General features: G+C 37.6%; 31 protein-coding genes. 27 read left to right on the top strand and 4 right to left on the bottom strand.

The window, feature by feature from the left end; translation table 11 throughout:
- Nucleotide 1: 1 nt before the first annotated feature.
- Both hepT and mntA read right to left on the bottom strand, forming a co-directional pair.
- Nucleotides 2-409: a type VII toxin-antitoxin system HepT family RNase toxin gene (gene hepT / locus ACM66U_RS09890; protein ID WP_346389597.1), complete on the bottom strand. Its 408-nt coding sequence runs from the start codon at nt 407-409 to the stop codon at nt 2-4.
- Nucleotides 378-800: a type VII toxin-antitoxin system MntA family adenylyltransferase antitoxin gene (mntA, locus tag ACM66U_RS09885; protein WP_418640662.1), complete on the bottom strand. Its 423-nt coding sequence runs from the start codon at nt 798-800 to the stop codon at nt 378-380. Before mntA ends, hepT begins: the two co-directional genes overlap by 32 nt.
- Nucleotides 801-914: 114 nt before the next feature.
- Between mntA and ACM66U_RS09880 the strand changes: the two genes are divergently transcribed.
- The 3 genes from ACM66U_RS09880 (at nt 915) to ACM66U_RS09870 (ending at nt 4,632) form a co-directional block, all read left to right on the top strand.
- Complete coding sequence (locus ACM66U_RS09880; protein ID WP_418640661.1) at nt 915-1,652, top strand: outer membrane protein assembly factor BamD; 738 nt, start codon at nt 915-917, stop codon at nt 1,650-1,652.
- Between the two features lie 18 nt (nt 1,653-1,670).
- Nucleotides 1,671-4,088 (top strand): endopeptidase La, encoded by a 2,418-nt coding sequence (lon, locus tag ACM66U_RS09875; protein ID WP_346389594.1) that lies wholly within the window; start codon nt 1,671-1,673, stop codon nt 4,086-4,088.
- A gap of 91 nt (nt 4,089-4,179) precedes the next feature.
- Nucleotides 4,180-4,632, top strand: a complete 453-nt coding sequence (locus tag ACM66U_RS09870) for a YaiI/YqxD family protein (protein WP_151899592.1) — start codon at nt 4,180-4,182, stop codon at nt 4,630-4,632.
- 7 nt (nt 4,633-4,639) lie between these two features.
- On the opposite strand, the gene ACM66U_RS09865 is transcribed toward ACM66U_RS09870, so the two are convergent.
- Complete coding sequence (locus ACM66U_RS09865) at nt 4,640-4,897, bottom strand: hypothetical protein (protein WP_346389593.1); 258 nt, start codon at nt 4,895-4,897, stop codon at nt 4,640-4,642.
- 77 nt (nt 4,898-4,974) lie between these two features.
- On the opposite strand from ACM66U_RS09865, the gene ACM66U_RS09860 reads away from it, so the two are divergent.
- Genes ACM66U_RS09860 through ACM66U_RS09845 form a run of 4 tightly spaced genes read left to right on the top strand, consistent with a single transcriptional unit; the run spans nt 4,975 to nt 7,379 of the window.
- A complete protein-coding gene (locus ACM66U_RS09860; protein ID WP_418640660.1) occupies nt 4,975-5,430 on the top strand; it encodes a low molecular weight protein-tyrosine-phosphatase in 456 nt (151 codons plus the stop codon).
- Entirely contained in the window at nt 5,430-6,353 is a 924-nt protein-coding gene (gene cysK / locus ACM66U_RS09855; RefSeq protein ID WP_151899595.1) for a cysteine synthase A, read from the top strand. The genes ACM66U_RS09860 and cysK overlap by 1 nt, the downstream gene beginning before the upstream one ends.
- Nucleotides 6,346-6,927 carry an aminotransferase class IV family protein gene (locus tag ACM66U_RS09850; RefSeq protein ID WP_151899596.1) on the top strand — a complete coding sequence of 194 codons (582 nt, stop codon included), beginning with the start codon at nt 6,346-6,348 and terminating at the stop codon, nt 6,925-6,927. Before cysK ends, ACM66U_RS09850 begins: the two co-directional genes overlap by 8 nt.
- Complete coding sequence (locus ACM66U_RS09845) at nt 6,921-7,379, top strand: hypothetical protein (RefSeq protein WP_151899597.1); 459 nt, start codon at nt 6,921-6,923, stop codon at nt 7,377-7,379. The genes ACM66U_RS09850 and ACM66U_RS09845 overlap by 7 nt, the downstream gene beginning before the upstream one ends.
- Nucleotides 7,380-7,387: 8 nt before the next feature.
- On the opposite strand, the gene ACM66U_RS09840 is transcribed toward ACM66U_RS09845, so the two are convergent.
- Nucleotides 7,388-8,290, bottom strand: coding sequence for a LysR family transcriptional regulator (locus ACM66U_RS09840; protein WP_151899598.1), 903 nt, complete (start codon nt 8,288-8,290; stop codon nt 7,388-7,390).
- Between the two features lie 127 nt (nt 8,291-8,417).
- On the opposite strand from ACM66U_RS09840, the gene ACM66U_RS09835 reads away from it, so the two are divergent.
- The 20 genes from ACM66U_RS09835 to ACM66U_RS09740 all read left to right on the top strand — a co-directional run bounded on the left by ACM66U_RS09835 (nt 8,418) and on the right by ACM66U_RS09740 (nt 24,296).
- Nucleotides 8,418-10,466 (top strand): ATP-dependent helicase, encoded by a 2,049-nt coding sequence (locus tag ACM66U_RS09835; RefSeq protein ID WP_151899599.1) that lies wholly within the window; start codon nt 8,418-8,420, stop codon nt 10,464-10,466.
- A complete protein-coding gene (truB, locus tag ACM66U_RS09830) occupies nt 10,463-11,284 on the top strand; it encodes a tRNA pseudouridine(55) synthase TruB (RefSeq protein ID WP_151899600.1) in 822 nt (273 codons plus the stop codon). The genes ACM66U_RS09835 and truB overlap by 4 nt, the downstream gene beginning before the upstream one ends.
- A complete protein-coding gene (csrA, locus tag ACM66U_RS09825) occupies nt 11,278-11,511 on the top strand; it encodes a carbon storage regulator CsrA (protein ID WP_151899601.1) in 234 nt (77 codons plus the stop codon). The genes truB and csrA overlap by 7 nt, the downstream gene beginning before the upstream one ends.
- Nucleotides 11,512-11,518: 7 nt before the next feature.
- Nucleotides 11,519-12,301: a 4-(cytidine 5'-diphospho)-2-C-methyl-D-erythritol kinase gene (locus tag ACM66U_RS09820; protein ID WP_151899602.1), complete on the top strand. Its 783-nt coding sequence runs from the start codon at nt 11,519-11,521 to the stop codon at nt 12,299-12,301.
- A gap of 94 nt (nt 12,302-12,395) precedes the next feature.
- Complete coding sequence (locus tag ACM66U_RS09815) at nt 12,396-12,821, top strand: hypothetical protein (protein ID WP_151899603.1); 426 nt, start codon at nt 12,396-12,398, stop codon at nt 12,819-12,821.
- Nucleotides 12,822-12,916: 95 nt separating this feature from the next.
- Entirely contained in the window at nt 12,917-13,369 is a 453-nt protein-coding gene (gene smpB, locus ACM66U_RS09810; protein ID WP_151899604.1) for an SsrA-binding protein SmpB, read from the top strand.
- Nucleotides 13,369-14,235: a M23 family metallopeptidase gene (locus tag ACM66U_RS09805; protein WP_418640659.1), complete on the top strand. Its 867-nt coding sequence runs from the start codon at nt 13,369-13,371 to the stop codon at nt 14,233-14,235. The genes smpB and ACM66U_RS09805 overlap by 1 nt, the downstream gene beginning before the upstream one ends.
- A 10-nt stretch (nt 14,236-14,245) precedes the next feature.
- Nucleotides 14,246-14,854: a tetratricopeptide repeat protein gene (locus tag ACM66U_RS09800; protein ID WP_346389584.1), complete on the top strand. Its 609-nt coding sequence runs from the start codon at nt 14,246-14,248 to the stop codon at nt 14,852-14,854.
- Nucleotides 14,851-15,573, top strand: coding sequence for a Nif3-like dinuclear metal center hexameric protein (locus ACM66U_RS09795; RefSeq protein ID WP_151899607.1), 723 nt, complete (start codon nt 14,851-14,853; stop codon nt 15,571-15,573). Before ACM66U_RS09800 ends, ACM66U_RS09795 begins: the two co-directional genes overlap by 4 nt.
- 47 nt (nt 15,574-15,620) lie before the next feature.
- Complete coding sequence (locus ACM66U_RS09790; RefSeq protein WP_346389582.1) at nt 15,621-16,334, top strand: zinc ribbon domain-containing protein; 714 nt, start codon at nt 15,621-15,623, stop codon at nt 16,332-16,334.
- Nucleotides 16,335-16,336: 2 nt separating this feature from the next.
- Nucleotides 16,337-17,503, top strand: a complete 1,167-nt coding sequence (gene waaA / locus ACM66U_RS09785; RefSeq protein ID WP_346389581.1) for a lipid IV(A) 3-deoxy-D-manno-octulosonic acid transferase — start codon at nt 16,337-16,339, stop codon at nt 17,501-17,503.
- A 14-nt stretch (nt 17,504-17,517) separates the two neighbouring features.
- Nucleotides 17,518-18,252 (top strand): pseudouridine synthase family protein, encoded by a 735-nt coding sequence (locus ACM66U_RS09780; protein ID WP_151899610.1) that lies wholly within the window; start codon nt 17,518-17,520, stop codon nt 18,250-18,252.
- 59 nt (nt 18,253-18,311) lie between these two features.
- Complete coding sequence (ffh, locus tag ACM66U_RS09775; RefSeq protein ID WP_418640658.1) at nt 18,312-19,667, top strand: signal recognition particle protein; 1,356 nt, start codon at nt 18,312-18,314, stop codon at nt 19,665-19,667.
- A gap of 270 nt (nt 19,668-19,937) precedes the next feature.
- Complete coding sequence (gene rpsP, locus ACM66U_RS09770; protein WP_151899612.1) at nt 19,938-20,159, top strand: 30S ribosomal protein S16; 222 nt, start codon at nt 19,938-19,940, stop codon at nt 20,157-20,159.
- Between the two features lie 2 nt (nt 20,160-20,161).
- Nucleotides 20,162-20,398 carry a KH domain-containing protein gene (locus tag ACM66U_RS09765; RefSeq protein ID WP_151899613.1) on the top strand — a complete coding sequence of 79 codons (237 nt, stop codon included), beginning with the start codon at nt 20,162-20,164 and terminating at the stop codon, nt 20,396-20,398.
- A gap of 13 nt (nt 20,399-20,411) precedes the next feature.
- A complete protein-coding gene (gene rimM / locus ACM66U_RS09760; protein WP_418640657.1) occupies nt 20,412-20,927 on the top strand; it encodes a ribosome maturation factor RimM in 516 nt (171 codons plus the stop codon).
- A complete protein-coding gene (trmD, locus tag ACM66U_RS09755; protein ID WP_418640656.1) occupies nt 20,928-21,629 on the top strand; it encodes a tRNA (guanosine(37)-N1)-methyltransferase TrmD in 702 nt (233 codons plus the stop codon).
- Between the two features lie 133 nt (nt 21,630-21,762).
- A complete protein-coding gene (rplS, locus tag ACM66U_RS09750) occupies nt 21,763-22,122 on the top strand; it encodes a 50S ribosomal protein L19 (RefSeq protein WP_151899616.1) in 360 nt (119 codons plus the stop codon).
- Nucleotides 22,123-22,268: 146 nt separating this feature from the next.
- Nucleotides 22,269-23,372: a M20 family metallopeptidase gene (locus ACM66U_RS09745; RefSeq protein WP_418640655.1), complete on the top strand. Its 1,104-nt coding sequence runs from the start codon at nt 22,269-22,271 to the stop codon at nt 23,370-23,372.
- A gap of 9 nt (nt 23,373-23,381) precedes the next feature.
- On the top strand, nt 23,382-24,296 hold the full coding sequence (locus ACM66U_RS09740) for an ATP-grasp domain-containing protein (protein WP_151899618.1): 915 nt from the start codon (nt 23,382-23,384) through the stop codon (nt 24,294-24,296).
- The last annotated feature ends 16 nt before the right edge of the window (nt 24,297-24,312 follow it).

Raw genomic sequence — 24,312 nt, 5'->3', positions numbered from 1 at the left:
CTTATTCAGATATATTTTCTTTAATCTCACGTATAAAATTTTTGAAGTCATCAATAGAATTTAAAAAATCATAGAGTTTTTTTATGTCAATTGTCGTATATTCATGGATAAGAAGATTTCGAAGTCCTATCATTGCAATATACTTTTGGCTATGAAATTTGTTTAGGTAGTCATTTTTACTAAGAATTTCTATGCATTCTTTATAATTTTCAGGCTTCCCCAGGTTAAAATAATTTGTCACTTTACAGCTGACATCTATCATTATTTGTATTGATTCAAAAAAACCATATCGAAGTTCCCATTCGTAACGTTTATTTGCCGCAATGTCTTCAACTTGCATCTCTTGTTTCAGTTCTTCTAATATTTTTATATTTTCTTCAAGCTGTTTGAGTTTTTGCAATATTTCCATTACTTATCCTTTTGCTAAATGCCAGGTTTTGCTCATCAAGTATATGCTTAAAATCAAGATAGTAATGGAGAGCATTTTCTTTGAAGAGATCATATTTTTTTTTATTATTCAGTATAAGAATCGTATGGTTTTTGTAAATATTATAGGCAAGAAGTGGTGATGTTTTATAAAGTTCATTAAATATTACAAAATCTATTTTATGATTTAGTTCCGTCTCAAGGCTTGCGATAATATCACCCATCTCAAATAAATTGAGTTCACGGCTTGTTTGCACTGCAATATCTATGTCACTCATGTTGTGCTGGGTATTTGTTGCATACGATCCAAAGAGTAATGCATTTTCGACAGTGTCATATCTTTGTAAAATATGCTTTATTTGATTTATATCCATCTTGTTGAACCTTTTATTTATTTATTATAACACATAAATTTTTTTAGTTTAATCCCTATTATATAACTTTTGGATAAAATAACATTCAATTTAATTTAATTAGGATATTTTCATATGAAATCAAAATTCTCTTTTGTATTTGCTCTCTCTTTTATCATTTTATTTGCTTCGTGTTCAAAAGAGGTGGAGGAATACAACAAGCCGGCTGTTTACTGGTATGGCAAAATTGTGGAGTCTATTTCATCCGGAAATATTGACAAAGCGGATGATTACTATTCCTCTTTACAGGGGGAACATATCGGGTCACCTCTTTTGCCTGAGGCAACCATGATTCTTGCAATTGCGCATATGCACAATGAAGAGTATCTGCTTACTGAACACTTTTTAAATGAATATGTCAGAAGATATGCAAATGCCAATGAGAGAGAATTCGCGGAATTTTTAAAGATTAAAGCAAAATATATGGCTCTTCCAAATCCAAGACGTGATCAAGGACTTATACTTGAGGCCATAAAAAATGCAAAAACATTCAAGCAAAATTATCCGCACTCTATGTACTACTCTTTGGTGGATACTATGCTGACAAATTTATATCTTGCTGATGCCTCTTTAAACAAGGAAATTGTCGATTTGTATACCAGGCTTGACAAGCCGGAATCGGCAGCATATTATCGCACCTTAAGAGTAGAACCATGGATAAAATGGGATGAAGTTGAGCGTGCAAAAATACCATGGTACAGAGAAATATTTGAAGGAGACGGTACATCCAGCTGGTATGCTTTTATGATTCCGGATACACAGAGTGTCGTCTCTAGAAATACAGTTAAATCAGACAATAATAAAACAAAATAATATAAGGAAACTATATTTATGAAATTAAGCAACTACGGAGAATTTCCTGCTGACATCCCGGTGATAGCAGAAGATGAACTTTTTTTATATCCTTTTATGATTTCACCGCTTTTTTTAAGTGATGAAAAAAATATTAAGGCGGCAACAAAGGCCATTGAAAACAATTCTTTGGTGATAGTCTGCCCGACTAAGCCAGGACATGAAGGTGAAAGAGAGTATGACGCACTGTATGACGCAGGTGTGGTAGGTTCAATTATGCGAAAGGTTTCGCTTCCTGACGGACGGGTCAAAGTACTTTTTCAAGGGCTTGCCCGTGCAAAATCTTTATATAAAGTTGCAGAAGATCCGCTTATAGCCCATGTAGACGTGATGCAGTCAACAGAGGTTGATTCTTTAAAAATTGATGCAATACTTGAAGTCGTGCGTGAAAAAGTGAGAGCTTTGGCTGCTGTAAGTAACTACTTCCCGCCTGACCTTTTGCGAACCATAGAAGAAAATCATGATCACAACCGTATCATTGACCTGATATGTTCAACAGTAAAACTCAAAAAAGAGCAGGCTTATAAGCTTTTTGTAGAAACTGATACAGAAAAAAGATTTTTGGATCTTATCGATCTGTTGATTGACGAGATAGAGGCAAACAAGCTTCAGCGCGAAATTCGTTCAAAAGTACATACACATATAGAAAAAGTCAACAAAGAGTACTTCTTAAAAGAGCAGCTCAAACAGATTCAAAAAGAACTTGGAACGGACACATCCCGAGAAGAAGAGATAGAAGAGTACAGAAAAAAGCTTGAAGCCAAAAAAGAAAAAATGGGAGAAGATGCCTACAAAGAGATAAGCAAACAGCTTGAACGATTTGCACGTATGCACCCGGATTCTTCGGATGCTTCTATGACGCAGACATATCTTGACTGGGCTTTGGATCTTCCTTTTGGCGATTTGGCAAAAAAACCGCTTCGCATAGAGAGTGTGGAAGAACAGCTCAACAAAGACCATTTTTCGCTAAAAAAACCAAAAGAGAGAATCGTAGAGTATTTTGCTGTAAAAGAACTGCTTGAACTTCGCGGTGTTTCAGCGAAAAAAAGTGCTGGAGCGATATTGTGTTTTTCGGGTCCTCCGGGTGTCGGAAAGACTTCTTTGGCAAACTCAATAGCAACAGCACTCAAACGTCCGCTTATCAGAATAGCACTGGGCGGTCTTGAAGATGTGAATGAATTGCGCGGACATCGCCGTACCTATGTTGGGGCTATGCCGGGACGTATAGCACAGGGGCTTATAGATGCGAAAAAAATGAATCCTGTGATAGTGCTTGATGAGATCGATAAAATTACCCGCTCACAAAGAGGGGACCCGACAGCGGCTCTTTTAGAGATTTTGGATCCTGAACAAAACAGCGAGTTTCGCGATTATTATCTGAATTTTGATTTGGATCTGAGCAATGTAATTTTTATAGCAACAGCAAATGATGTCGGGCGTATTCCTGCTCCTTTGCGTGACAGAATGGAATTTATCACCTTAAGTTCATATACACCGCAGGAAAAGTTTGAGATAGCCCGTCGTTATCTGTTGCCGCAGGAGATTAAAAAACACGGACTCAAAAAATCTGAACTCAGTATTTCAAAACCGGCGTTAAAAGAGCTGATACACAGTTATACACGTGAAGCAGGTGTGAGAAATTTACGCCGCCGTATAGCTGAAATGGCGAGAAAAGCAGCTATGGAACTGTTAAAACACAAAAATGTTGCAAAAGTATCAGTGACACTGAAAAACTTAAAACAGTTTTTTGATAAAAGTGTCTTTGAGATTGAAAAAACAGACAAAGTCCCTGTTATCGGTGTAGTCAACGGCCTGGCATGGACAGCAGTAGGCGGAGATGTTTTACGAATAGAGAGTATCCGCATCAAAGGCAAAGGCAATCTGCAGCTTACAGGCAGTCTGGGTGATGTTATGAAAGAGTCTGCAAGAATTGCCATGAGTGTTGTAAAAACACTTATAGACAAACGAAAGCTGAGAATTTCTCAAGACAATATTCCGCTGACCTTTAAAGAAAAAGAGGAGATTATAGAGGTTGATCCGAGTGAGGTTTACAAGCGGTATGATTTACATGTACATGTACCGGACGGTGCAACGCCAAAAGACGGACCGAGTGCGGGTATAGCCATGGTAACAGTTATATCTTCCATACTCGGTTCCTATAAAGTGCGCTCTGATGTCGCTATGACAGGAGAAGTTTCATTAACAGGGGATGTTTTGCCGATTGGCGGATTAAAAGAGAAGCTTATAGCTGCATATAAAGCCGATATGACTAAAGCTCTGATTCCTGCAAAAAATTATGAAAGAGATTTGGAAGATATTCCAAAAGAAGTAAGAGAAGCACTTGAGATTGTACCGGTCAAACGGGTAGAAGAGGTATTAAAACAGGTTCTTGTGTAGAACCTGAAAATCCAAATTTATAATTACATGTAACGATACGCCCTTTTTGAATGTTTGTTTATTTGTTATAATGTTTAAAAAGAGAAATATAATGCTGAGAATATATATAGACGGCGATGCCTTTCCCAACCTCTTAAAACCGATTATTTTTCGTCAAATAGAAAAGTACGGCATAAAAACCTGTGTGTTTGCAAATAAAAAAATCAATATTGGAAAATCAAAAAATATAGAGTATGTCATTGTAGATGCAGGTGCAGATGAGGCTGACAATAAAATTGTACAAAAAGTACATTCGGGGGATTTGGTTATCACTGCAGATATTCCCTTGGCGGACAGAGTTATAGATAAGAATGCCCATGCAATAGATCACAGAGGCGAACTTTACAGCAAAGACAACATCAAACAGTATCTTGCAATGCGGAATCTCATGGAGAATATCAGAGAAATGGGAGAGATGACGCAAGGTCCGAAGCCTTTTGGTTCAAAAGATGCCGAACTTTTTGCAAATCAGCTAAACATGTTTTTGCAAAAACATATGCGATGACACTGTTTTAGATTTCGTCATTTTTCCAGGAAAAAATGGCATCATTTAAACTTTCAAATCCACTTTCTTTGCCGATAATGAAAATTTCATCAAAAACATAACAGGTGACTCGTGTATTTGGTTCAAGCAAGAATACGGCATATTCTTCATTCTCTTTTTGATTGACAGATAAAACACGCATGTCATCAACTATATCTCCAACCTGTGGCGTTACATCAAACTCAACATTAAGTAATTTTTTGCCGTCGCTACTGTAGATTGCCATGATTGCCTCTATTTTTTTGTATAATAAGTATTGCTTTAAAATAGCAATACTTATTATACTCAAAGAATAGGAAATATATGAAATCCGTTATATTTGTATGTCTTGGCAATATCTGCCGTTCCCCGTTGGCAGAGGGGATTGCCAAAAAAATAGCACAAGAACATAAAATAGATATAAAAATAGACTCTGCAGGGACAGGAGACTGGCATATCGGCGAACCCCCATGTGAGGGTTCAATCAAGGTGGCACAAATGCACGGCATAGATATCAGCCATCTTAGAGCGAGACAGTTTACAAAAGAAGATATTGATGTATATGAGTTGATAGTTGTACTTGATGAAAACAACAGGCTGCATGTCAAGAAACTGGGTGCCAAAAATATACAAAAGCTGGGATGTTTCGCATTTAATTGTCAGGATGTTCCGGATCCGTATTTTTTTGACGGATTTGACGGATTTTTAGAAGTCTACAAAATGATAGAAGTTTGTGTAAATAATCTTTTTAGTGTAAAATTACTTCAAGAGGAAAAATAATGAAAATTGCAAAAAATATAACTGAATTAGTAGGCAACACGCCATTGGTAAGGCTGAATGAGGCATCAAAGCTGACAGGGGCTACGATATTGGGAAAATGTGAGTTTATGAATCCGACAAGTTCGGTCAAAGACAGAATAGGGTTCAATATGATCCGCAGGGGTATAGAATCAGGACGTATTCAAGCAAATACAACGATTATTGAACCTACAAGCGGAAATACAGGAATTGCTCTGGCAGCCAACTGTGCAGCTCAAAATTTAAAACTTATTTTAACTATGCCTGAGTCTATGAGTGTAGAGAGAAGAAACCTGCTCAAGGCTTTAGGCGCTGAACTGGTACTGACTCCGGCTGCAAAAGGGATGAACGGAGCCATTCAAAAAGCACTGGAAATTCAGGAAAATACACCGGACTCTATAATCTTACAACAGTTTGAAAATCCGGCAAATCCGGAGATACATGAAATCACAACGGCACAGGAAATCCTCCGTGATACAGAACAAAATCTGGATGCTTTTGTGGCAGCTGTAGGGACGGGAGGAACGCTTAGCGGAACTTCGAAGGTCTTGAAAGAACATATTGCAGATATTGCTGTTTTTGCAGTAGAGCCTGAAGCTTCGGCAATTCTCTCAGGAGAGAGCCCGGCTCCACATAAAATTCAGGGAATAGGCGCAGGTTTTGTTCCTGCAATTTTAGATACCTCCTGTTACAGTGAAGTGATAAAAGTGAGTAATGAAGATGCCATAGCAACAGCCAGAATGTTGGCAAAAAAAGAGGGATTGCTTGTAGGTATATCTTCAGGAGCAAATGTATATGCTGCTATGCAGGTGGCTTCACGGGAGGAATTCAAAGGCAAAACGATTGTGACCGTTTTATGTGACACGGGAGAAAGGTACTTAAGTACAGAACTTTTCAGTGAATAAAATTCAATATTTAGAAACAATCAAAGCAGTTGATGCAAAACTGTTTCATCTTGCATACCATCAAAAACGGCTTGAGAAAACAGTTGGGTATTCCGGCATTATACTACAAGATATTTTACATCCTCCCGCATCAGGATTTTTCCGGTGCAGGGTTGTATATGATGGCGAAGAGTACAGCATCACATACCATCAGTATAAAAAAAAGAGTATTCAAACCCTGAAACTTGTTTTTGATAATGAGATAGAGTATTGTAAAAAATATTATGACAGAAGCAAAATAGAGAAGCTGCTGGAAAAAAAATCTTTTTGTGATGACATACTTATTGTAAAAAATTCTCTTATTACAGATACATCCATTGCCAATATCGCTTTTAAATATAAAGATGAATGGATAACACCAAAAAGCCCTTTGCTTGAAGGAACGACCAGAGCAAGGTTGCTCGAGAGCGGGAAAATCAGAGAAGATGATATATCTGTAGAGGATTTAAATCATTTCGAACAGGTTGCACTGATGAATGCTATGATAGATTTTGATATAATACCAAATGAAAACATAAGGGATATAATTTGTTAGAAAATATAATACAAGACAGAGATTTTGCACACTTAATGAAAAAAAATATTCAGGAGTTGATTGTTCTGCTGTTTGAAAAAGAGCAGAATTTCGGTATTTTATGTAAAATCGAAGATGTGAGTTTTGCACCGGCACTACCGGAAAGTATAAACGCTGAGTTTCGTCCGTTGACACTTTTCTTTTTAGCAGGATATACATTTGAGACTGCCAGAATAGAGGATGATATTTTAATTTTTGAGGCAGGTTTTGGTAGTGAAAATTTTGGAAGTGTTGTACATGTACCCTTGCTGAGTATTTTACAGATTATTATCGATGAAACTCCGGTTTTGATTAATATATCTGCATATAAAGAGGAAACAAAGAAACAAGAAGCTGATATAGACGAAAGCGGAGTGAAAAACTCCATGGCATCTTTTCTCTCAAATCCGGAAAACTCCAAGTTTATAAAATAAGACGCTATCTACACTCTGTTAAGCGAGAGCAGATAATTGACTACGTTGTCTACAAAAGCATCATGTTTTCTGTCTTTGAGATAGGCTATGTAAAAACTTCTTGTAATTTTATGGTTTTTTAGTCTGGCTTCATAAAGTTGGCCGTTTTCGATTTCTGACTTGATGACATGACGGGACATAATAGAGACAAGAGGTCGTTCTGCATTCTTGTCTGCATGTAAAATAGACTCCTTGATGGAAGTCGGACTGGCAAGAACACCGATAACATTGAAATTATTACACTGCACTCCCATCTCTTCAAAAACTTCTGATGTCAGTTTTCTTGTGTGGGAGTCCTCATTGCGACAAATCCAGTCGAAATCGAGTAAATCATCTGCACTGAGATGTTTTTTCATCGGCTGGTTTGAAAAAACGACCAATTCATCTTCCACCCATTCTCTGTAAATGACACCATCTCTGAAAACAGGAGATTCGATGAGTGCGACATCTATTTTTTTATCTTCAAGCTGGTCAATAATGTTTGAAGAGAGATCCACATTCATAAAAACTTCATTGTTGATGCGTTTTTTTATTTCACTGAGATAATTCGGAAGCACATAATTACCGATTGCAAAAGAAGAACCCATGACAAAAGTGAACTCTTTGTTGATTATTTTTAACAACTCTTTTTCACTGCTGTGTATAGCTTTTTCAAGTCTTAAAGCGATTCTGTAGAGATCTTCACCCTCTTTTGTGAGGATAATTCCGTTTTTCTTTCTATCAACTATTTTTGTATCAAGATAATCTTCAATGAACTTGATTTGCTGCGTGACAGCGGGCTGGGAAATCCCAAGTTTTGCTGATGCTTTAGAGAAGCTTTTCTCTTTTATAACCATCAAAAAAGTATGTAATTTCGCAAAATCTTTTAACATAATAATTCCTATAAGTATCAATAATAGTAAAATTATAACTCATAATTATAATTATTGCAATAGTTTTGTAATAATTTATGACATTTTAGCTATAATAAGTAGAAATACAACTTAGTAGTGAACATATATGGAAAAAATTTTTAATCATTTAAATGAGTCTCAAGCAGCAGCAGTAAAGCAAACAGAAGGACCTGTCCTGATTCTTGCAGGAGCGGGAAGCGGAAAGACGACAACAATTATTTCACGCTTGGCGTATCTTATTGAGGTTGTGGGTATTCCCGCTTCAAATACACTTACCCTGACATTTACAAACAAAGCTGCAAAAGAGATGAAAGAGCGTTCTCTCTCTATGATAGAAAATGTCGCCTATCCTCCTCTTCTTTGTACCTTTCACAAGTTTGGACTTCTTTTTTTAAAATTCAATATACATCTTCTGGGCAGAGCCAATAATTTTGTTGTGATAGATACAGATGATAAAAAGAGAATCATTAAAAAAATAAATTCTGAGCTGCCGACACCACTTATCGCGAGTGAAATTTCCAGATACAAAAACTCTTTAATGAGTCCTGATGATGCCTACAAGCAGACTGAACTGTTCAGTTACAAGCAGATTGCCGAAGTTTTTGCAGAGTATGAAAAATATTTACTGGAAAACAATCTTGTTGATTTTGATGATCTCATCGCGCTTACCTATAAACTTTTGGATGAAAACCCTGAGTTGGCAAAGGCTACCTCGCAGAAATATCAGTACATTATGATTGACGAGTACCAGGATACAAACGAACTGCAGTTTAAGCTGTTACAAAAACTTTGTACAGTGCATAACAATTTGTGTGTAGTCGGTGATGACGATCAGAGTATATACGGCTGGCGTGGTGCGCATATTCGTAATATTATGGAGTTTGACCAGGATTTTTCAGGCACACATGTCTTTAAACTCGAAGAGAACTACCGTTCACGTGCGCCGATTTTAAAAGTTGCCAATGCGCTTATCGAGCACAACCGGTCCCGTTTGGGAAAAAAGCTCATAGCAACGCGTGGCAACGGGGATGATGTGACAACACTGAATTCTAATGATGAAAACGAAGAGGCAAGAAAAGTTGCCGCAAAAATACAAAAACTGCTTGAGAGCGGAGTACGTGCCAGAGAAATAGCTATTTTGTACCGTGTCAATGTTCTGTCACGTTCTGTAGAAGAAGGCTTGAACCGTTACGGGATTAACTATAAACTTGTGGGTGGTTTGCGATTTTATGACCGGGCAGAGATAAAAGACCTTATTTCTTATATCAGGGTGATTACAAATCATCATGATGACTTCTCCCTGAAACGTATAGTCAACAAGCCGAAACGCGGACTGGGCAAAGCAAGTTTGGATAAAATTGAACTTGCAGCTCAGAAAAAGGGAACTTCTATTTATGAATATATCACTCAGGCATCCATGGAAGAACTTGAAGGCTTGGTCAGAAAGAAAAATGCTGCAACGCTCAAAGAGTTTGCTAAAAACATTCAAGAGGTTGCCGGTATTGCGCAGGCGTCTACCTATGAGTTTATAGATGCTTTGGAAGAAACTTTTTCTTTGAAAGATATTTACAAAAACATGCAAGACTCACAGGAAAGAATTCTCAATATAGATGAGTTTTACGGTCTTTTTAGAGATTTTGTAAAAAAATCACCACAGAGTTCTTTGGATGAGTTTTTAAACGAACTGACGTTGCAAAGTGAGCAGGACCAGGTGGAGGGGGAGAGTATCTACATGATGAGTATACATGCCTCCAAAGGTTTGGAGTTTGAACATGTTTTTGTCATAGGAATGGAAGAGGGCTTTTTGCCACTGACAGGAGACGGAAGTGATTTGGAAGAAGAGAGACGACTTGGGTATGTTGCGTTTACCCGTGCCAAAGAGACCTTGACGCTTTGCCATGCCGGGAGCAGATTTTACAAAGGACGCAGAAGTGATTTGGAAAAAAGCCGTTTTTTCAATGAAGCCGGACTTTGCAAAGGCTCTTTAAAGTGTGAAAAAAACACAGCATTTAAAAAAGGTGATCTGGTACGGCATAAAATCTTTGGAACAGGGCGCATTATCGGTGTGAGTAAGTCGGGAAGAGAGTTTAAACTCAAGATTAATTTTGCAGGAACAAAACGCGATATTCTTGCATCATTTGTAGAGAAGTTATGAATCGTCTTTTTGTTGCATACAAACCTTCGGGAGTAGGCTCAAACAAGTATCTTTACAGTCTGAAAAAAAAGTATAACAATAAAAAAGCAGGTTTTGCCGGAACACTGGATCCTTTTGCCAAAGGCGTGCTTTTGGTAGGTTTTGGCTCACATACGAAACTTTTTAGATTTTTGAACAAAACACCTAAAAGATACAAAGCGACTTTGTGGCTTGGTGCAAAGAGTGATACCCTTGATACAGAGATGATCGAAGAAGTTGTACTTCCTGAACCTTTACATGTAAAGGAGATTGAAGCGGTGCTTTTGTCTTTAGAGGGTGAATTGGAGTATAAACCGCCGATTTTCAGTGCAAAACGGATAAACGGACAGCGAGCGTATGATTTGGCACGTGCGGGAAAAGAGGTTGTTCTCAATACTGTCAACTCAATTGTTTATGAAATGAAACTGATTCACTACTGCCATCCCTTTGTGACCTTTGAAGCAAGTGTCAGTGAAGGGACTTATATACGTTCTCTGGGAGAGATGATTGCGCATAAACTTGGTATAGCGCATGGAAGTTTAAGTATGCTTGAGCGACTGAATGAAGGACAGTTTGTTTATGAGGATGAAAAAGCCTTGAATATCAAAGAATCTTTAAACATTCCCCAGAATTACTATTTGGGTGAAAGCGATAATGTAAAGTATGGAAGAGTTCTTGCTTTAGAAGATTTAGAGTTTCAGGATGACGGCACATACTGGCTGGATAATGGCGAAAGCATCTCCATTATTACAGTAAATGAGGGCAGAGTAAAATATGAATTAGGCAGGATAGAATGTTAGTACTTGCAAGAAAAGCAGATGAATCTATAGTTATTGGTGAAAATATTGTTGTAAAAGTTATCTCTGTAGAAAACGGTGTCGTAAAACTCGGAATTGACGCGCCAAAAGAGATTTCCATCATTAGAAATGAGCTTATCGAAGAGGTCAAAGCGAGTAACAAGGCGGCTTCTTTGGGAACTGTAGACGAAAATGATATTCTGTCTTTGAACAAAATACTGGGAAAATAAAAAGCGGATGAAAAAGTATAAGGCCTATGCCAAAGTAAATATTTTTTTAAAAATAACAGGCAAAAGAGAAGAATACCATGAAATAGTATCGCGATTCATGCGAGTTGATGACTTGTATGATGTACTCTCTTTTGTTTCGAAGAAAAATGTTCAGGCAAAAGCGAATGAGTTTAAAATACTTGGCGACTTTGATTGTACTACAACACAAAACACTGTTTACAAAGCGTATAAGGCATTGAAGGAGGTTACAAAAAATCAGGCGCTTGAAGAGCTTATGAGAACGCATGCCGTGAGCGTTGAAAAACGTATTCCGGCATATGCCGGACTTGGCGGAGGCAGCAGTGATGCAGCAACCTATTTGAAAATGTGCAATGAAGTACTGCATTTGGGTCTGAGTCTCAATGAACTCGCACAAATAGGTTTACATGTAGGGGCGGATGTGCCGTTTTTTATTTATGGATACAATAGTGCCAATGTCAGTGGCATAGGTGAAGTGGTAGAAGCCTTTGATGAGGAACCGCTTAGCTTCGATATTTATACTCCTGCGGTAAAAATCAGTACACCAAAAGTCTATCAGGCCTACCGGAGAGACTTTTATGCACCGATAGACGGATTTCAAGCCGATGCATTGAAAAAGAAATCTTCAGTAGAAATCTTGCAGGAACTCGATGCAAAAGAAGCAAATGATCTTTTTGCGCCTGCATTGCAGGAGTATACAGAATTGGAAAAACACTATAAAGAGGGCTACTTCTTCAGCGGCAGCGGCAGCAGTTTTTTTAGAGTAATTTAATAGTTTGCACCATTTTATTGGCATAAGAGAATGTTTTTTGTCAAAGTATTCAATATTATGATACAATAAAAATTGTCAAAATAAGGGGGGCAAGATGAGAAAATTATTACTAATAAGTGTGTTTGCATTGACGTTGTCAGTTACTTCTGCATCAGCATATAATCTTAAGTCAAATATGATACTTTTAAACACAGAATTACGAGAAGTTCAACAAGGCTTTATAACTAGTGATAAAGAGGGTATAAAAGTTTCGATTGAACGGTTTGCAAAACACGCCAATGATTTATTGGCTGATAAAGAAAAATTTGAGGAGATGCTTCCTAAAAACAAGAAGCATAAAGCCAATGAAGCGATTATGAGTGCACAGATTATTGCACATAATGTTCAGATTATATTAGACGCTATTGCGAATAAATATAACCAATCGGGTAAACTTCGAAGAGAAGAGTCTCAAAGAGCTTATACCTATATTGAGCATGCCTGTTTTCGCTGTCATAATATAGTTCGCGATGAAAACTAAAACAATAAACATCTCTTTAACAATCCAAACCTTAATGAATGCATGCTAAAATAGCAGAAATATTTTAGGCTATACAGTTTAGAAGGAAGTGGATTATGGGTGAAACAATAGCAAAAAACAAAAAAGCGTATCATGATTATTTTATTGAAGAGAAGTTTGAAGCAGGGCTGGTTCTTACAGGGAGCGAGGTCAAAGGCATACGTGCGCATCGCGTTAATCTTAAAGACAGTTTTATCCGCTTTGTCAACGGAGAGGCTTTTTTGTTTAATGCGCATATCGGCAGACTCGAGACGACGCACCATTATTACGGGCATGAAGAGCGCGGGGCAAGAAAACTGCTTTTGCATAAAAAAGAGTTAGAGAAAATGCAAAAGGCTGTAGCACGTGACGGGTATACCATTGTGCCTTTGCAGCTCTATTTTAACAAACGCAACATTGCAAAGCTGCAAATTGCCATAGCAAAAGGAAAACTGCTGCATGACAAAAGAAATGATTTAAAAGAGAAAGACCAAAAGAGAGACATTCAAAGGGCGATGAAGGATTATTGATGAAACTTTTGCTTTTTTTGTGCTTTTTTGTCTCCTCTCTTTTTGCTTTACATGTAAAGATAGTCAATGATGAGGTAGGTAATGGCAAGACAGTACTGGTGAAGTTTGCAAAAGAAAAAGGCATTGAATACAAAGCACTCTTTTTTGAAGAAAAAAAGATAAAAATTTTTCCGAATCCTTTGAACAGGAGTGAATATTATGCCTTGATTCCTGTCTCCTATTACGACAAACCTGCTCAAAAAACCGTGAAAGTTATTTATCTGCAAAACGGGATAAAAAAACACAAAGAGCTTTCTCTTACAATCAAAGATGCAAAATACAAAAAAGAAACCATCCGTGTAAGCGCTTCGAAAGTAAATCCGACGCTGCCCAAGATAAAAAAAAGAATCGCAAAAGAGTACAGGGAAGCTATGAAAATTTATCATACAATAACAAACAAAAGCTATATGCATTCAGATTTTATCTTGCCGGTGGAGAGTAAAATTACAAGTGCTTTTGGTACAGCAAGAATTTATAACGGAGCTTTGAAAGGGTATCACAGCGGGACGGATTTTCGGGCGAAAACAGGCACACCGATTAGAGCGTCCAATGACGGAAAAGTCGTTTTGGTCAAAAAAAGATTTTATTCGGGAGGCACTGTTGTCATTGATCACGGTGAAGGCATTTATACCTGTTATTTTCATATGAGTAAATTCAATGTCAAAACAGGTCAGCTTGTCCAAAAAGGAGAACTTTTGGGCTTATCAGGAAAAAGCGGCAGGGTAACAGGTCCTCATTTGCATTTTTCAGCTAGAATTGCCGGTGTACAAGTTGATCCGTTGCAACTTATAACATTACTCAATAATAATTTAATTTTAAATAAATAGGAAAACAATTATGACACTTTTTCAGTTACTTATGCTTGGAGCCTCTGCTTTTTTTGCATACAAAATTTACGAACATATACAAACACTTAAAGATCCGCAGGACCAACAGCACACAGGTGCCCAAGGTGAACGAAGTGCTGAGGCATTTTCCCCTTTTGATGCCTCCTCTTTGGTGGAAAAAGCCGATGAAGAGATGCAAAAGGGAGATTTGCAAAAAGCGCTTGCCATTTACAGCGAGGCAAATATTAAAGATCCAAAGAACCCTGAAACACTCTTTAAAATGGGTTATACACTTGCACAGCAAAACAGGGACGATGAGGCTATGGAGTATTACAAAGAAGCGTTGGAACTGGACCCGAACAATACCTATATCCATCAGGCGATGGCATCCCTGTATAGAAAAGCGGGTGAATATGCGAGTGCAAGAAATCATCTCAACAAGTCGCTTGAAATTGATGCCACAAACCCTATTACCTACTATAATTACGGGAATCTGCTTGTTGATATGAAGCATTTTGATGAAGCAAAAGGAATGTATGAAAAAGCGATAGAACTTGACCCTGAATTTAAAGAAGCAAAAGAGGAACTGAAAAAAATCAAGAAGGGAGAATCGCTGTGAAAATATTGGAAATATACAAATATCTCAATGAGCTTTCTCCTTTTGATATTCAGGAGTCATGGGATAATTCTGGTCTTTTGATAGGTGATTTCAAAGATGATATTTCAAAAATTGCTTTGAGTATTGATGTAGATGAAAAACTGATTGATTCTTTGGATGAAAATACGCTGCTTATTACGCACCATCCGATTATTTTTGGCGGACTCAAACAACTTGAGTTCTCTAAATATCCTGCAAATTTGATTCAAAAAATGATTAAAAAAAATATTTCAAATATTGCGATGCATACAAATTTTGACCAGACACACTTAAACGAATATGTTGCAAAAGAGATACTCGGATACGAAATTTGTAAAAAAGACGGTTTTGTTGCATACCTGGAAGTGAATGAAGATTTTGATATATTCGCAAAACATGTTTCAAAAGCATTTGGACTTAAATGTGCAAGAACAGTTAAGTGTGCGCAAAGAGTAAAAAAAGTGGCCCTGACAACAGGATCGGGATGTTCTTTGATGAAGAGTCTGGATGCTGACTGCTTTTTGACAGGTGATGTAAAATATCATGATGCAATGGAGGCAAAAAGTATAAAATTGTCTTTAATTGACATCGGACACTATGAAAGTGAGTACTTTTTTGCACAAATTATGCAAAAGCATTTGAAAATTTTAGGTTTAGAAGTTATAATTGCATCATCAGAAAACCCATTTACATATATTTAGGTCTAATAATACAGGTAATGGTAGAAGTAAACCCCTAAAGGATCCCAATGAACAAGCACTTAAAACAATTAATCGATCTGTCAATTATAGATAAAGAGATAGACGCATTTGAACCTCAGATTGAAGAAGCAAATGCAAATTATGAAGCGGCTCTTGCAAAAACAAAGAGCATAGAGTCAGATATTGAAAATTTAACGAATGAAATCAAAGACGAAGAAGTTAAAAAAGCAAAAAACGAACTGCATCTCTCGGAACTTTCACAAAAACTTGAAGAGAATGTAAAAAAAAGCTCTGAAGTAAAAACAGAACGTGAGATGAAATCGCTGCAGCTTGAAGAAGAGATTGCCAAAGAGCAGGTCACATTTGCAAATGAAGAGATTCAAAGACTTGAAAAAATCATTGAAGCAAAAAAAGAGCAGATTGAAGCTGCAAAAAATGCTCTGGAAGAGTTAAATGCAAATTTGGAAAGTGTAAAAGCTGATGTAGATACAAAACTTGAAAAAATACACAAAGAGAGACAAGAGGTTTTCAAAAGAAAAGAGACTCTTTTGTCAGATATCAATCAAAAAGGGCTTGCTTTTTATCAAAAAATCCGTCGTTGGGCAAAAAACACAACAGTGGTTCCTGTTGAAGAACAGGCATGTATGGGATGCCATATGATAATAGGCGATAAGGTTTATGCTGATGTCATAAAAGGTGAAGATATCACTACATGTCCCCACTGCGGACGCATCCTTTATGTGAAAGTTAACGAAGAGTAGGCTTGAAGCCGTTTTTCCTTTTCTATTATGTACTGAGTGTAATGCTGTTTATAACAGCATTGCCTCTTTTGATATTGCTTGCTTTTAAAAAAAAATACAAAGAATCAATTCCTGCACGTTTTTTTCTTTTTAAGAACCCTCCGTTTCGCAGTACAAATGCAATTTGGTTTCATGTCTGCTCTTTAGGCGAAGCCAGAGCCCTTAAACCGCTTCTGGATCTATTGGCAAATAAAAAGATACTTGTGACAACGATTACACAAACCGGACACAATGAAGCAAAAAAATATAATGCAGAGGTACGTTATCTTCCGTATGAAATGTATCTGCCGTTTTGGGTCAAACCGCAAAAAAAGCTTATTGTACTTGAGGCAGAATTTTGGTATCTGCTCTTTAGCATAGCGCGTTCACGCGGTGCAGAAGTTATTTTGCTTAATGCCAGAATTTCAGATAAAAGTGTCAAAAAATATATGAAGTTTGCCTGGTTTTATAAAAAACTTTTAGAGAATGTAGATATGGTCTATGCTCAAAGCGAAAGTGACAAAAACAGATTTTTGGCCTTAGGTGCAAAACACATTGAGGTGATTGGCAATATAAAATTGGCAGGTGAAATCAAAAAAACAAAAGAATACGAAAAGCCCGATGCGGAAGTAATTGTAGCTGGAAGTACCCATCCTGGTGAGGAACAAAGCATTTTAGAGGCATTTTTTGCCTATGAAAAGAGCAAAGAGGCAAAACTTGTAATTGTTCCCCGTCATCCGGAACGTTTTGCAGAGGTATATAGCTTAATGGAACGATACGGCAGGCAAAATAATGCCACTGTTTCCCGTTTTTCAGAAGGAAAGAGTTTTGCAGGTGATTTGATTTTAGTCGATATGATGGGTGAACTCAACAATATCTATGCCATCAGCGACATAGCCATATTAGGGGGTGCTTTTAAAAATGATGTCGGTGGGCACAATCCGCTCGAACCGGCTTATTTCGGATGTAAAATAATTACAGGAAAGCATTTTTTTCACCAAAAAGAGTTGTTTAAATATGTCCATCACGTGCAGTATGTTGAGCCGGATGAAATAGCCGATGCACTTGAGATGACAAAGGAGTTGCCGCCTTCAATGGTAGAAGAGCAGATAAACCTGGAACCCGTGGTTCAAAAAATATTAAAAAATTAAAAGGAGCTGGTAAAATGGCAACAGAAAAAGCGTATAAATTATTGGCACAGCAAGAGGGAATTTCCAATTCCAATGCAAAGTCTATGATAGACAGAGGACTTGTGTATGTCGGCAACAAAAAAGTGATGATTGCCCGTGGTGAAATTGATGAGCGAACGATATTCAGAGTAGAAAAAGTAGAACACGTTAAGCCTATTTTTGAAAATGATGACATTGTTGTAGTCGATAAACCGGCACATGTAAACTCGGACGAGATAGAGCGTCAATTTAAACCGGCGGTACTGTTGCACAGACTCGACCGCGAAACAAGCGGTGTTTTAATGCTTGTAAAAAATGAGGAATTTCGTCAGCGTGCTATCAAAGAGTTTCGTGATGACAAAGTCTACAAAGAGTATATCGCCTGGGTTGAGGGAATAATGACCGAGCCGATTGAAGTAGACAAAGCAATTACTACACAGAAAAAAAACAACAAAGCCTACTCAAATGTTTCTCCAAAAGGAAAACCGGCGAGAACGGAATTTTTTCCTGATATTGTCAGTGCCAAAAAAACAAAAGTCAAATGTATTATTCACAATGGGCGCACACATCAGATAAGAGTCCATGCACGTTATATTGACCATCCTATAGTCGGTGACGAGCAGTATGGCGGGCGTCGTGCAAAACGCGTGATGCTCCATGCCCATAAAGTCAGACTTCTTGGAATGGAGTTTGTGGCAAAAGAGCCCAAAAGCTTTGTTACATTTGAATAATTAAGAAAAACTTAGTTACAATTTCGAAAAAATTTATATAGAATAAAAGAGGTGTTTTCATGTTCGGTACTTTAACAGATTCGTTTACAAATGCAATAAAAAAGATTCGTTTTCACGATGATGACAAGGCACTCTCCAAAGCACTCAATGAACTGAAAAAAAATCTTTTAAAAGCGGATGTCAACCATAAAGTCGTCAAAGAACTGATTCAAAAAGTACAACTGCGTACAAAAGAAAAAGGGATAGGCAAAGACCAGTTTCTTGAAGCCTTACGTGAAACTCTCAACGAACTCTTAGATGTAGGCGGCAACCGAGGATTCGTCTTTGCTCCCAACCCTCCGACTGTGATTTTGATGACAGGACTGCAGGGGTCTGGTAAAACAACTACAACCGGTAAGCTTGCAAATTATCTTAAAAACAAAGGCAAAAAAGTACTTGTTGTTGCAGCTGACTTGCAACGTCTTGCCGCGGTAGAACAATTACGCCAGATTACCGCACAAATTGAAGTTGAATTGTATGAAGATGAAGCAACAAAAAATCCTGTAGATGTTGTACAGTCTGCATTAGAGTATGCTGATTCCAAGATTTTCGATGTTGTGCTTATAGATACGGCCGGTCGTCTGGCTATTGATGAAGAACTTATGGATGAGCTTGAAAATGTAAAAAAAGCGGCAAATCCTGATGAAATCTTTTATGTGGCCGACTCTTTGACAGGGCAGGATGCCGTACGCACAGCAACGAGTTTTAAAGAAAAAATCGGGATTGACGGCGTAATTCTTTCCAAGTACGACGGAGATGCAAAGGGCGGTGTTGCTTTGGGTCTTTCATCTCAGGTACAGGTACCGCTTCGTTTTATCGGTCTGGGTGAAAAAATGGAAGATTTGGAAGTCTTTTTACCGGAGCGTATTGTCAACCGTCTGATGGGTTTTGGTGATGTAGAAGGACTTGCGGAAAAAGTAACGAATGTTATTGATGAAAAACAGGCGAAAAAACTGACAAAAAAAATTCAAAAAGGCAAATTTAACTTTAATGATTTTTTAGAACAGATGGAACAGATGAAAAAAATGGGAAGCATGAGTTCTATCATAGGAATGATTCCGGGCATGGGCAATATGTCCAAAGCGATTAAGGATTTTGATTTTGAAAACTCCGGAGAGCTTAAAAATATCAAAGCCATGGTTGCTTCAATGACAAAAAAAGAGCGAGAAAACCCCGACCTGTTAAATAACTCAAGAAAGCAAAGAATTGCAAAAGGGTGCGGCCTTGATATCGTTGAAATAAACAGAATGATCAAGCAGTTTAAAAATGCAGGGAAAATGGCAAAGAAATTTTCCGGCAAAAACGGTATGAAGCAGCTTCAGTCGATGATGGGTCAGGCAGGCGGACCAGGAGGTATGGGTGGCCTGCCAAGATAGAGATTGTAATTTAAGAAAAAAGTGGATATAATTCCATTTCAAATAAATCTTTTTAAACAATACCTCTGTGATAAAAAGATTTGTAGCCTGTTTACCGGTTACATGTGTACATCCAACTATAGAGATGGTAAGAGGGAAGCAAAATTATTTAAGAGAAAAAAGACTCTTCTACATTTATACCTTCCCAAAAAAACTTAGCATTTATAGTAATAAACTCTCAATATGTATACATGTAACCGGTAACAGGTAAATAAAAAAACAGGAAACAAAATGACAGTAATTAGACTTACTCGTATGGGAAGAAAGAAAAGACCATTTTACCGTATCGCGGTAACAGACAGCCGTAAACGTAGAGATGGTGGTTGGATAGAACTTATCGGATATTACAATCCAATGACAAAAGAGCTCAAAGTTGACAATGAAAGAGTTGATTACTGGTTGGGTGTCGGTGCTCAGATGAGTGATCGTGTGAAAAAGATCACTGGTCGTTAATTATGATTGCTGATTTTGTCGCACAATTTGCAAGACTGATAGCATCACACCCCGATGATATCAGAGTTGAAGTTCAAGAGGGCGATGAAATAACAGAAATAGTTCTCTACGCAAACCAGGCAGATATAGGGAAATTAATAGGAAAAAGCGGTAAGATGATTGGTGCTATTAAAACTGTGATTTCCGGATGTAAAGCAAAAGATGGTGTGAGTTACCGTATCAATGTCGAAGCAGTCTAGTAAAGAAAAGTTGTTGCATATAGCAACGATTGGTAAAACTGTCGGCATTCATGGAGATATGAAATTGCATCTTAAGTGTGATTTTCCTGAACAGTTTGTTAAGGGAGCCACTTTTTTAATCAATAAAAGTGAGCGCATTACTTTAAGTGATGTTGATTTGAATCGTGGATTGGTTCGCATTAACAGCATTGCAAATCCTGAAGATGCCAAAAAGTTTACAAATGCAAAACTTTTTACCACCTACGAAGAGACAAGAAAAAACTGCCATTTGGAAGAGGGTGAGTGTTTCTGGTTTGATTTAGAAGATTGTGAAGTCTATGAAGATGGCAAATGTCTTGGCAGAGTAAAAGAGATAGAGAGATTCAATACTACCAATTATTTAAGTATTGTTACTGATGCAAGTTTAGTCGAAAGCGGTTTGGCCAAGAGCTTTTTGGTTCCTTTTATTGAACCGTTTAAAGTGGAAGTTGACATTGAGAACAAACGCATCACACTCAGTGGTGCTGTTGATATCCTGGAAGCTTCTTGAATGCGCTTTACTTTTGTTACTCTTTTTTCTGCTCTGATTGAAGGCTATTTTAAAGGTTCGATTTTGAAACGGGCCATTGAGAAGGATATCATAAAGATAGACTATTTGAATCCTCGGGATTACTCAAAGAACAAACACTCTAAAGTTGATGATACGGCAGTAGGCGGCGGTGCGGGAATGGTAATGAATCCACAGCCGCTTTTTGATGCACTGGATGATTTGAAAAATAAAGATGAAAATGTTCATATCATTTTTTTGACTCCGGTTGCCAAACCTTTTGTACAGAATGATGCAAAGCGTTTGGCAAAGAAAACCCATATAGCTTTTGTGAGTGGAAGATATGAGGGAATAGATGAAAGGGTTATTGAAAAATATGCGGATGAAGTATTTTCAATCGGTGACTATATTCTGACCGGAGGCGAACTGGCCTCACTGGTACTTTGTGATGCCATAAGCAGAAACAAAGAAGGTGTTCTCGGAAATGCCCAGTCTTTGGAGATTGAGAGCTTTGAAACGCCGCTTTTGGAAGCACCGTCATTTTCAAAACCACAAAACTATGAAGGTTTAAGTGTTCCATCAGAATACTTAAAGGGAAATCATAGTAAAATTCGCTCACTAAAATTAGCCTTGTCTGAAGCAAAGACCAAATTCTTTAGACCAGAACAGCTATTAAAGCACAAATCGGAAGAACGATTACGCTAAATCGCACCAGTGCGATGGGCTTTTCGCCGAGAAAAACAAAGTGTTAACGTAGAGAAAGGAATTATTTCCATTCTCGTTATAAATCAAATGGAGGGTTTCCTTCATTTATGAAATAAATTAAGGATCTAGTCTTATGAGAAATAAGTATATTGAAAACTTTGAAAAAGCACAAACTGCTGAGAAAAATATTCCAGATTTTCGTGCCGGGGATACTGTAAATTTAGCAGTAACAATTAAAGAAGGTGACAAAACTCGTGTACAAAATTACGAGGGTGTTTGTATAGCTAAGCGTGGTCAGGGAACAGGGCAAACTATTACAGTACGTAAAATCGGTGCTAACGGTGTTGGTATTGAGAGAATTTTCCCAGTTTATTCTGACTCAATCAATGAAATTAAAGTGATTCGTCGCGGTCGTGTTCGTCGTGCGAAACTTTTTTATCTTCGTGCACTTGCCGGTAAAAAAGCCCGTATTAAAGAACTTAGAAGAAAATAATTCTTCTGGGCTCTTGCCTTCTTCATATTTTATAACATTCCCACATTACACATATTTTTTAAACTCCGTAAAAATTAATCTAACTTTTTAGCATAAATAACAAATTCATAGTATAATCAATAAAAATAGACATTATTTGGATAACAATGAACTACATAGCAGACTTAAAAAAGGTCGTAGAAATAAATTCCTATACAAAAAACACAGAAGGTGTGAACCTTGTCGGTGAAATTTTTGATGAATGGTTTGGGGCATTGGGTTTTGAAACGGTCATTTACAAACGCAACAATGTCGGTGATCATCGTTACTACAAGTCTTTACATGTAAAGAATTCTCCAAAATTACTTTTGCTCGGACATATTGACACGGTTTTTCCTCCCGGAAAATTTGAATATTTTACAGAAGATGACACCTGGGTATACGGGCCGGGTGTATGTGATATGAAAGGCGGCAATATTGTACTGCTTGAAGCACTGCGCCAGCTTACATGTAAAGGCGTGAAAATTCAAAATATTGATATTCTTTTGGTCAGTGATGAAGAGACTGGGAGTGATGATTCCAAATATCTGACTGCTGAACTTGCCAAAGAGTATGCGTATTGTTTTGTGTATGAAGCGGCCGGTGCGCATTTGGAACTTGTAACCGGACGAAAAGGTGTAGGAACTTTCTTTGTTGACATAGAGGGCAAAGCAGCCCATGCAGGCAATCATTACAGTGAGGGCTGTGATGCAAATTTAGAACTTGCATACAAGCTGCAAAAACTTGTGCAGTTGACAGACCTGGACAAAGGTACAACCGTTAATGTCGGAAAAATTATGGGGGGAATAGGGGCAAACACTGTCTCTCCGCAGGCACAATTGGTTTTTGAATTGAGATACAAATATTCTGCTGAGAAAGAGAGAGTGTTGGCAGCCATAGAAAAGATTGTGCAAACCTCTGTTGTTGATGGCGTAAAAGCAACATTAAGCGGTGGTATACAAAGAGATGTGATGCAGACAACAGAGGATTCAATCGCTCTACTTAAAAAAATAGAAAAGATTACACAACAGCAGATACCCGCGGAAGAAAGAGGCGGTGTGAGTGATGCAAATATTGTCAGCGCATGTGGTGTTGTGACACTTGATGGTTTCGGACCGTTTGGTGACGGAGATCATACAGTAAAAGAGCGGGCGAGCAAGGAGAGTTTTGTCCGTCGCATAGAGATGAGCAGAAAGCTCTTTGGGTATTTTATAAAAAATTTAAAATTTTAGGGGATGTCAATGAAAAAAAGAAAAATCGGCATGTGGTTATACAAGAATGGCGGCGGAGACAAAATAGCAAAAAAAATAATTAAAAAACTCAAAGAAAGAAACATTGAAGTATTAAACGATATTAATTTGCGTCATGCGATTGCAAAAAATGCGCATATACTCTATCACGGAAAAGAGTATCATGGAGAAAAACTCGATACACTGGATCTGTTTTTTTCCTATAATGCAGGGGAACAGACACAGTATCAAATGTACCTGTATCAGGCATTAAACCGAATTATTCCGATGATTAACTCTTATGAGTCTTTTGCTTTGACAGAAGATAAGTTTCAGACCTCGTTTGTTCTGAGAAACAGCGGTGTGAAAACAGCTGATTATAAGCTGTGTCATCGGGATGATGGGCATGAACTTAAAAAAATCATTAAAAAATGGGACAAAATGGTCTACAAGCCTACTGATGGCTGGGGTGGTGTGGGACTTACCAAAATCGAGAATGAAGCAAGCCTGGATATGCTTATGCCTTTTTTAAATCAGATGGATCTGCGCTATTTTTATGTAGAAAAATTTATTGATTATGACAATACGGATTTCAGAGTTGATATTGTTGATGGAGAATTTGTTTCGTGTTACGGAAGAAAAGCAAGCGGAACCGACTGGCGTACAAATGTGACAAGCGGCGGCAGTGTTTTTGTACGTGAAGCAAATGACGAAGTTGTCAGTATTGCAAAAAAAGCATGCAAAGCAACAGGTGTGGATATTGGTGGCGTAGATATTATTTATGACAGAGAAAAAGAAGAGTATATTGTTTTGGAAGTAAACGGTATTCCTGCTTTTGCTACTCCTGAACAGGAAAAAATGGGATTAAACTTTAATGACAAAAAAATTGATTTAATTGTGGATTTAATTGACAGAAAAACGAAGTAAGAGTATCATTTCAAAA

The organism is Sulfurimonas sp. ST-27 (assembly GCF_048081595.1).
GTDB lineage: Bacteria > Campylobacterota > Campylobacteria > Campylobacterales > Sulfurimonadaceae > Sulfurimonas > Sulfurimonas hydrogeniphila.
This window is presented reverse-complemented; position numbering and strand designations above follow the sequence as displayed.

What these genes read in the sequence shown, in the direction of transcription:
- ACM66U_RS09815 (WP_151899603.1), top strand. Translation starts at nt 12,396, where the DNA reads ATGAGAAAATTATTACTAATAAGTGTGTTTGCATTGACGTTGTCAGTT.
- ACM66U_RS09860 (WP_418640660.1), top strand. Translation starts at nt 4,975, where the DNA reads ATGAAATCCGTTATATTTGTATGTCTTGGCAATATCTGCCGTTCCCCG.
- ACM66U_RS09765 (WP_151899613.1), top strand. Translation starts at nt 20,162, where the DNA reads ATGATTGCTGATTTTGTCGCACAATTTGCAAGACTGATAGCATCACAC.
- ACM66U_RS09780 (WP_151899610.1), top strand. Translation starts at nt 17,518, where the DNA reads ATGGCAACAGAAAAAGCGTATAAATTATTGGCACAGCAAGAGGGAATT.
- ACM66U_RS09740 (WP_151899618.1), top strand. Translation starts at nt 23,382, where the DNA reads ATGAAAAAAAGAAAAATCGGCATGTGGTTATACAAGAATGGCGGCGGA.
- ACM66U_RS09800 (WP_346389584.1), top strand. Translation starts at nt 14,246, where the DNA reads ATGACACTTTTTCAGTTACTTATGCTTGGAGCCTCTGCTTTTTTTGCA.
- ffh (WP_418640658.1), top strand. Translation starts at nt 18,312, where the DNA reads ATGTTCGGTACTTTAACAGATTCGTTTACAAATGCAATAAAAAAGATT.
- smpB (WP_151899604.1), top strand. Translation starts at nt 12,917, where the DNA reads ATGGGTGAAACAATAGCAAAAAACAAAAAAGCGTATCATGATTATTTT.
- csrA (WP_151899601.1), top strand. Translation starts at nt 11,278, where the DNA reads ATGTTAGTACTTGCAAGAAAAGCAGATGAATCTATAGTTATTGGTGAA.
- lon (WP_346389594.1), top strand. Translation starts at nt 1,671, where the DNA reads ATGAAATTAAGCAACTACGGAGAATTTCCTGCTGACATCCCGGTGATA.
- ACM66U_RS09880 (WP_418640661.1), top strand. Translation starts at nt 915, where the DNA reads ATGAAATCAAAATTCTCTTTTGTATTTGCTCTCTCTTTTATCATTTTA.
- rplS (WP_151899616.1), top strand. Translation starts at nt 21,763, where the DNA reads ATGAGAAATAAGTATATTGAAAACTTTGAAAAAGCACAAACTGCTGAG.
- mntA (WP_418640662.1), bottom strand. Translation starts at nt 800, where the DNA reads ATGGATATAAATCAAATAAAGCATATTTTACAAAGATATGACACTGTC.
- ACM66U_RS09835 (WP_151899599.1), top strand. Translation starts at nt 8,418, where the DNA reads ATGGAAAAAATTTTTAATCATTTAAATGAGTCTCAAGCAGCAGCAGTA.
- ACM66U_RS09805 (WP_418640659.1), top strand. Translation starts at nt 13,369, where the DNA reads ATGAAACTTTTGCTTTTTTTGTGCTTTTTTGTCTCCTCTCTTTTTGCT.
- trmD (WP_418640656.1), top strand. Translation starts at nt 20,928, where the DNA reads ATGCGCTTTACTTTTGTTACTCTTTTTTCTGCTCTGATTGAAGGCTAT.
- hepT (WP_346389597.1), bottom strand. Translation starts at nt 409, where the DNA reads ATGGAAATATTGCAAAAACTCAAACAGCTTGAAGAAAATATAAAAATA.
- ACM66U_RS09865 (WP_346389593.1), bottom strand. Translation starts at nt 4,897, where the DNA reads ATGGCAATCTACAGTAGCGACGGCAAAAAATTACTTAATGTTGAGTTT.
- cysK (WP_151899595.1), top strand. Translation starts at nt 5,430, where the DNA reads ATGAAAATTGCAAAAAATATAACTGAATTAGTAGGCAACACGCCATTG.
- ACM66U_RS09790 (WP_346389582.1), top strand. Translation starts at nt 15,621, where the DNA reads ATGAACAAGCACTTAAAACAATTAATCGATCTGTCAATTATAGATAAA.
- rpsP (WP_151899612.1), top strand. Translation starts at nt 19,938, where the DNA reads ATGACAGTAATTAGACTTACTCGTATGGGAAGAAAGAAAAGACCATTT.
- ACM66U_RS09745 (WP_418640655.1), top strand. Translation starts at nt 22,269, where the DNA reads ATGAACTACATAGCAGACTTAAAAAAGGTCGTAGAAATAAATTCCTAT.
- ACM66U_RS09870 (WP_151899592.1), top strand. Translation starts at nt 4,180, where the DNA reads ATGCTGAGAATATATATAGACGGCGATGCCTTTCCCAACCTCTTAAAA.
- truB (WP_151899600.1), top strand. Translation starts at nt 10,463, where the DNA reads ATGAATCGTCTTTTTGTTGCATACAAACCTTCGGGAGTAGGCTCAAAC.
- ACM66U_RS09820 (WP_151899602.1), top strand. Translation starts at nt 11,519, where the DNA reads ATGAAAAAGTATAAGGCCTATGCCAAAGTAAATATTTTTTTAAAAATA.
- ACM66U_RS09840 (WP_151899598.1), bottom strand. Translation starts at nt 8,290, where the DNA reads ATGTTAAAAGATTTTGCGAAATTACATACTTTTTTGATGGTTATAAAA.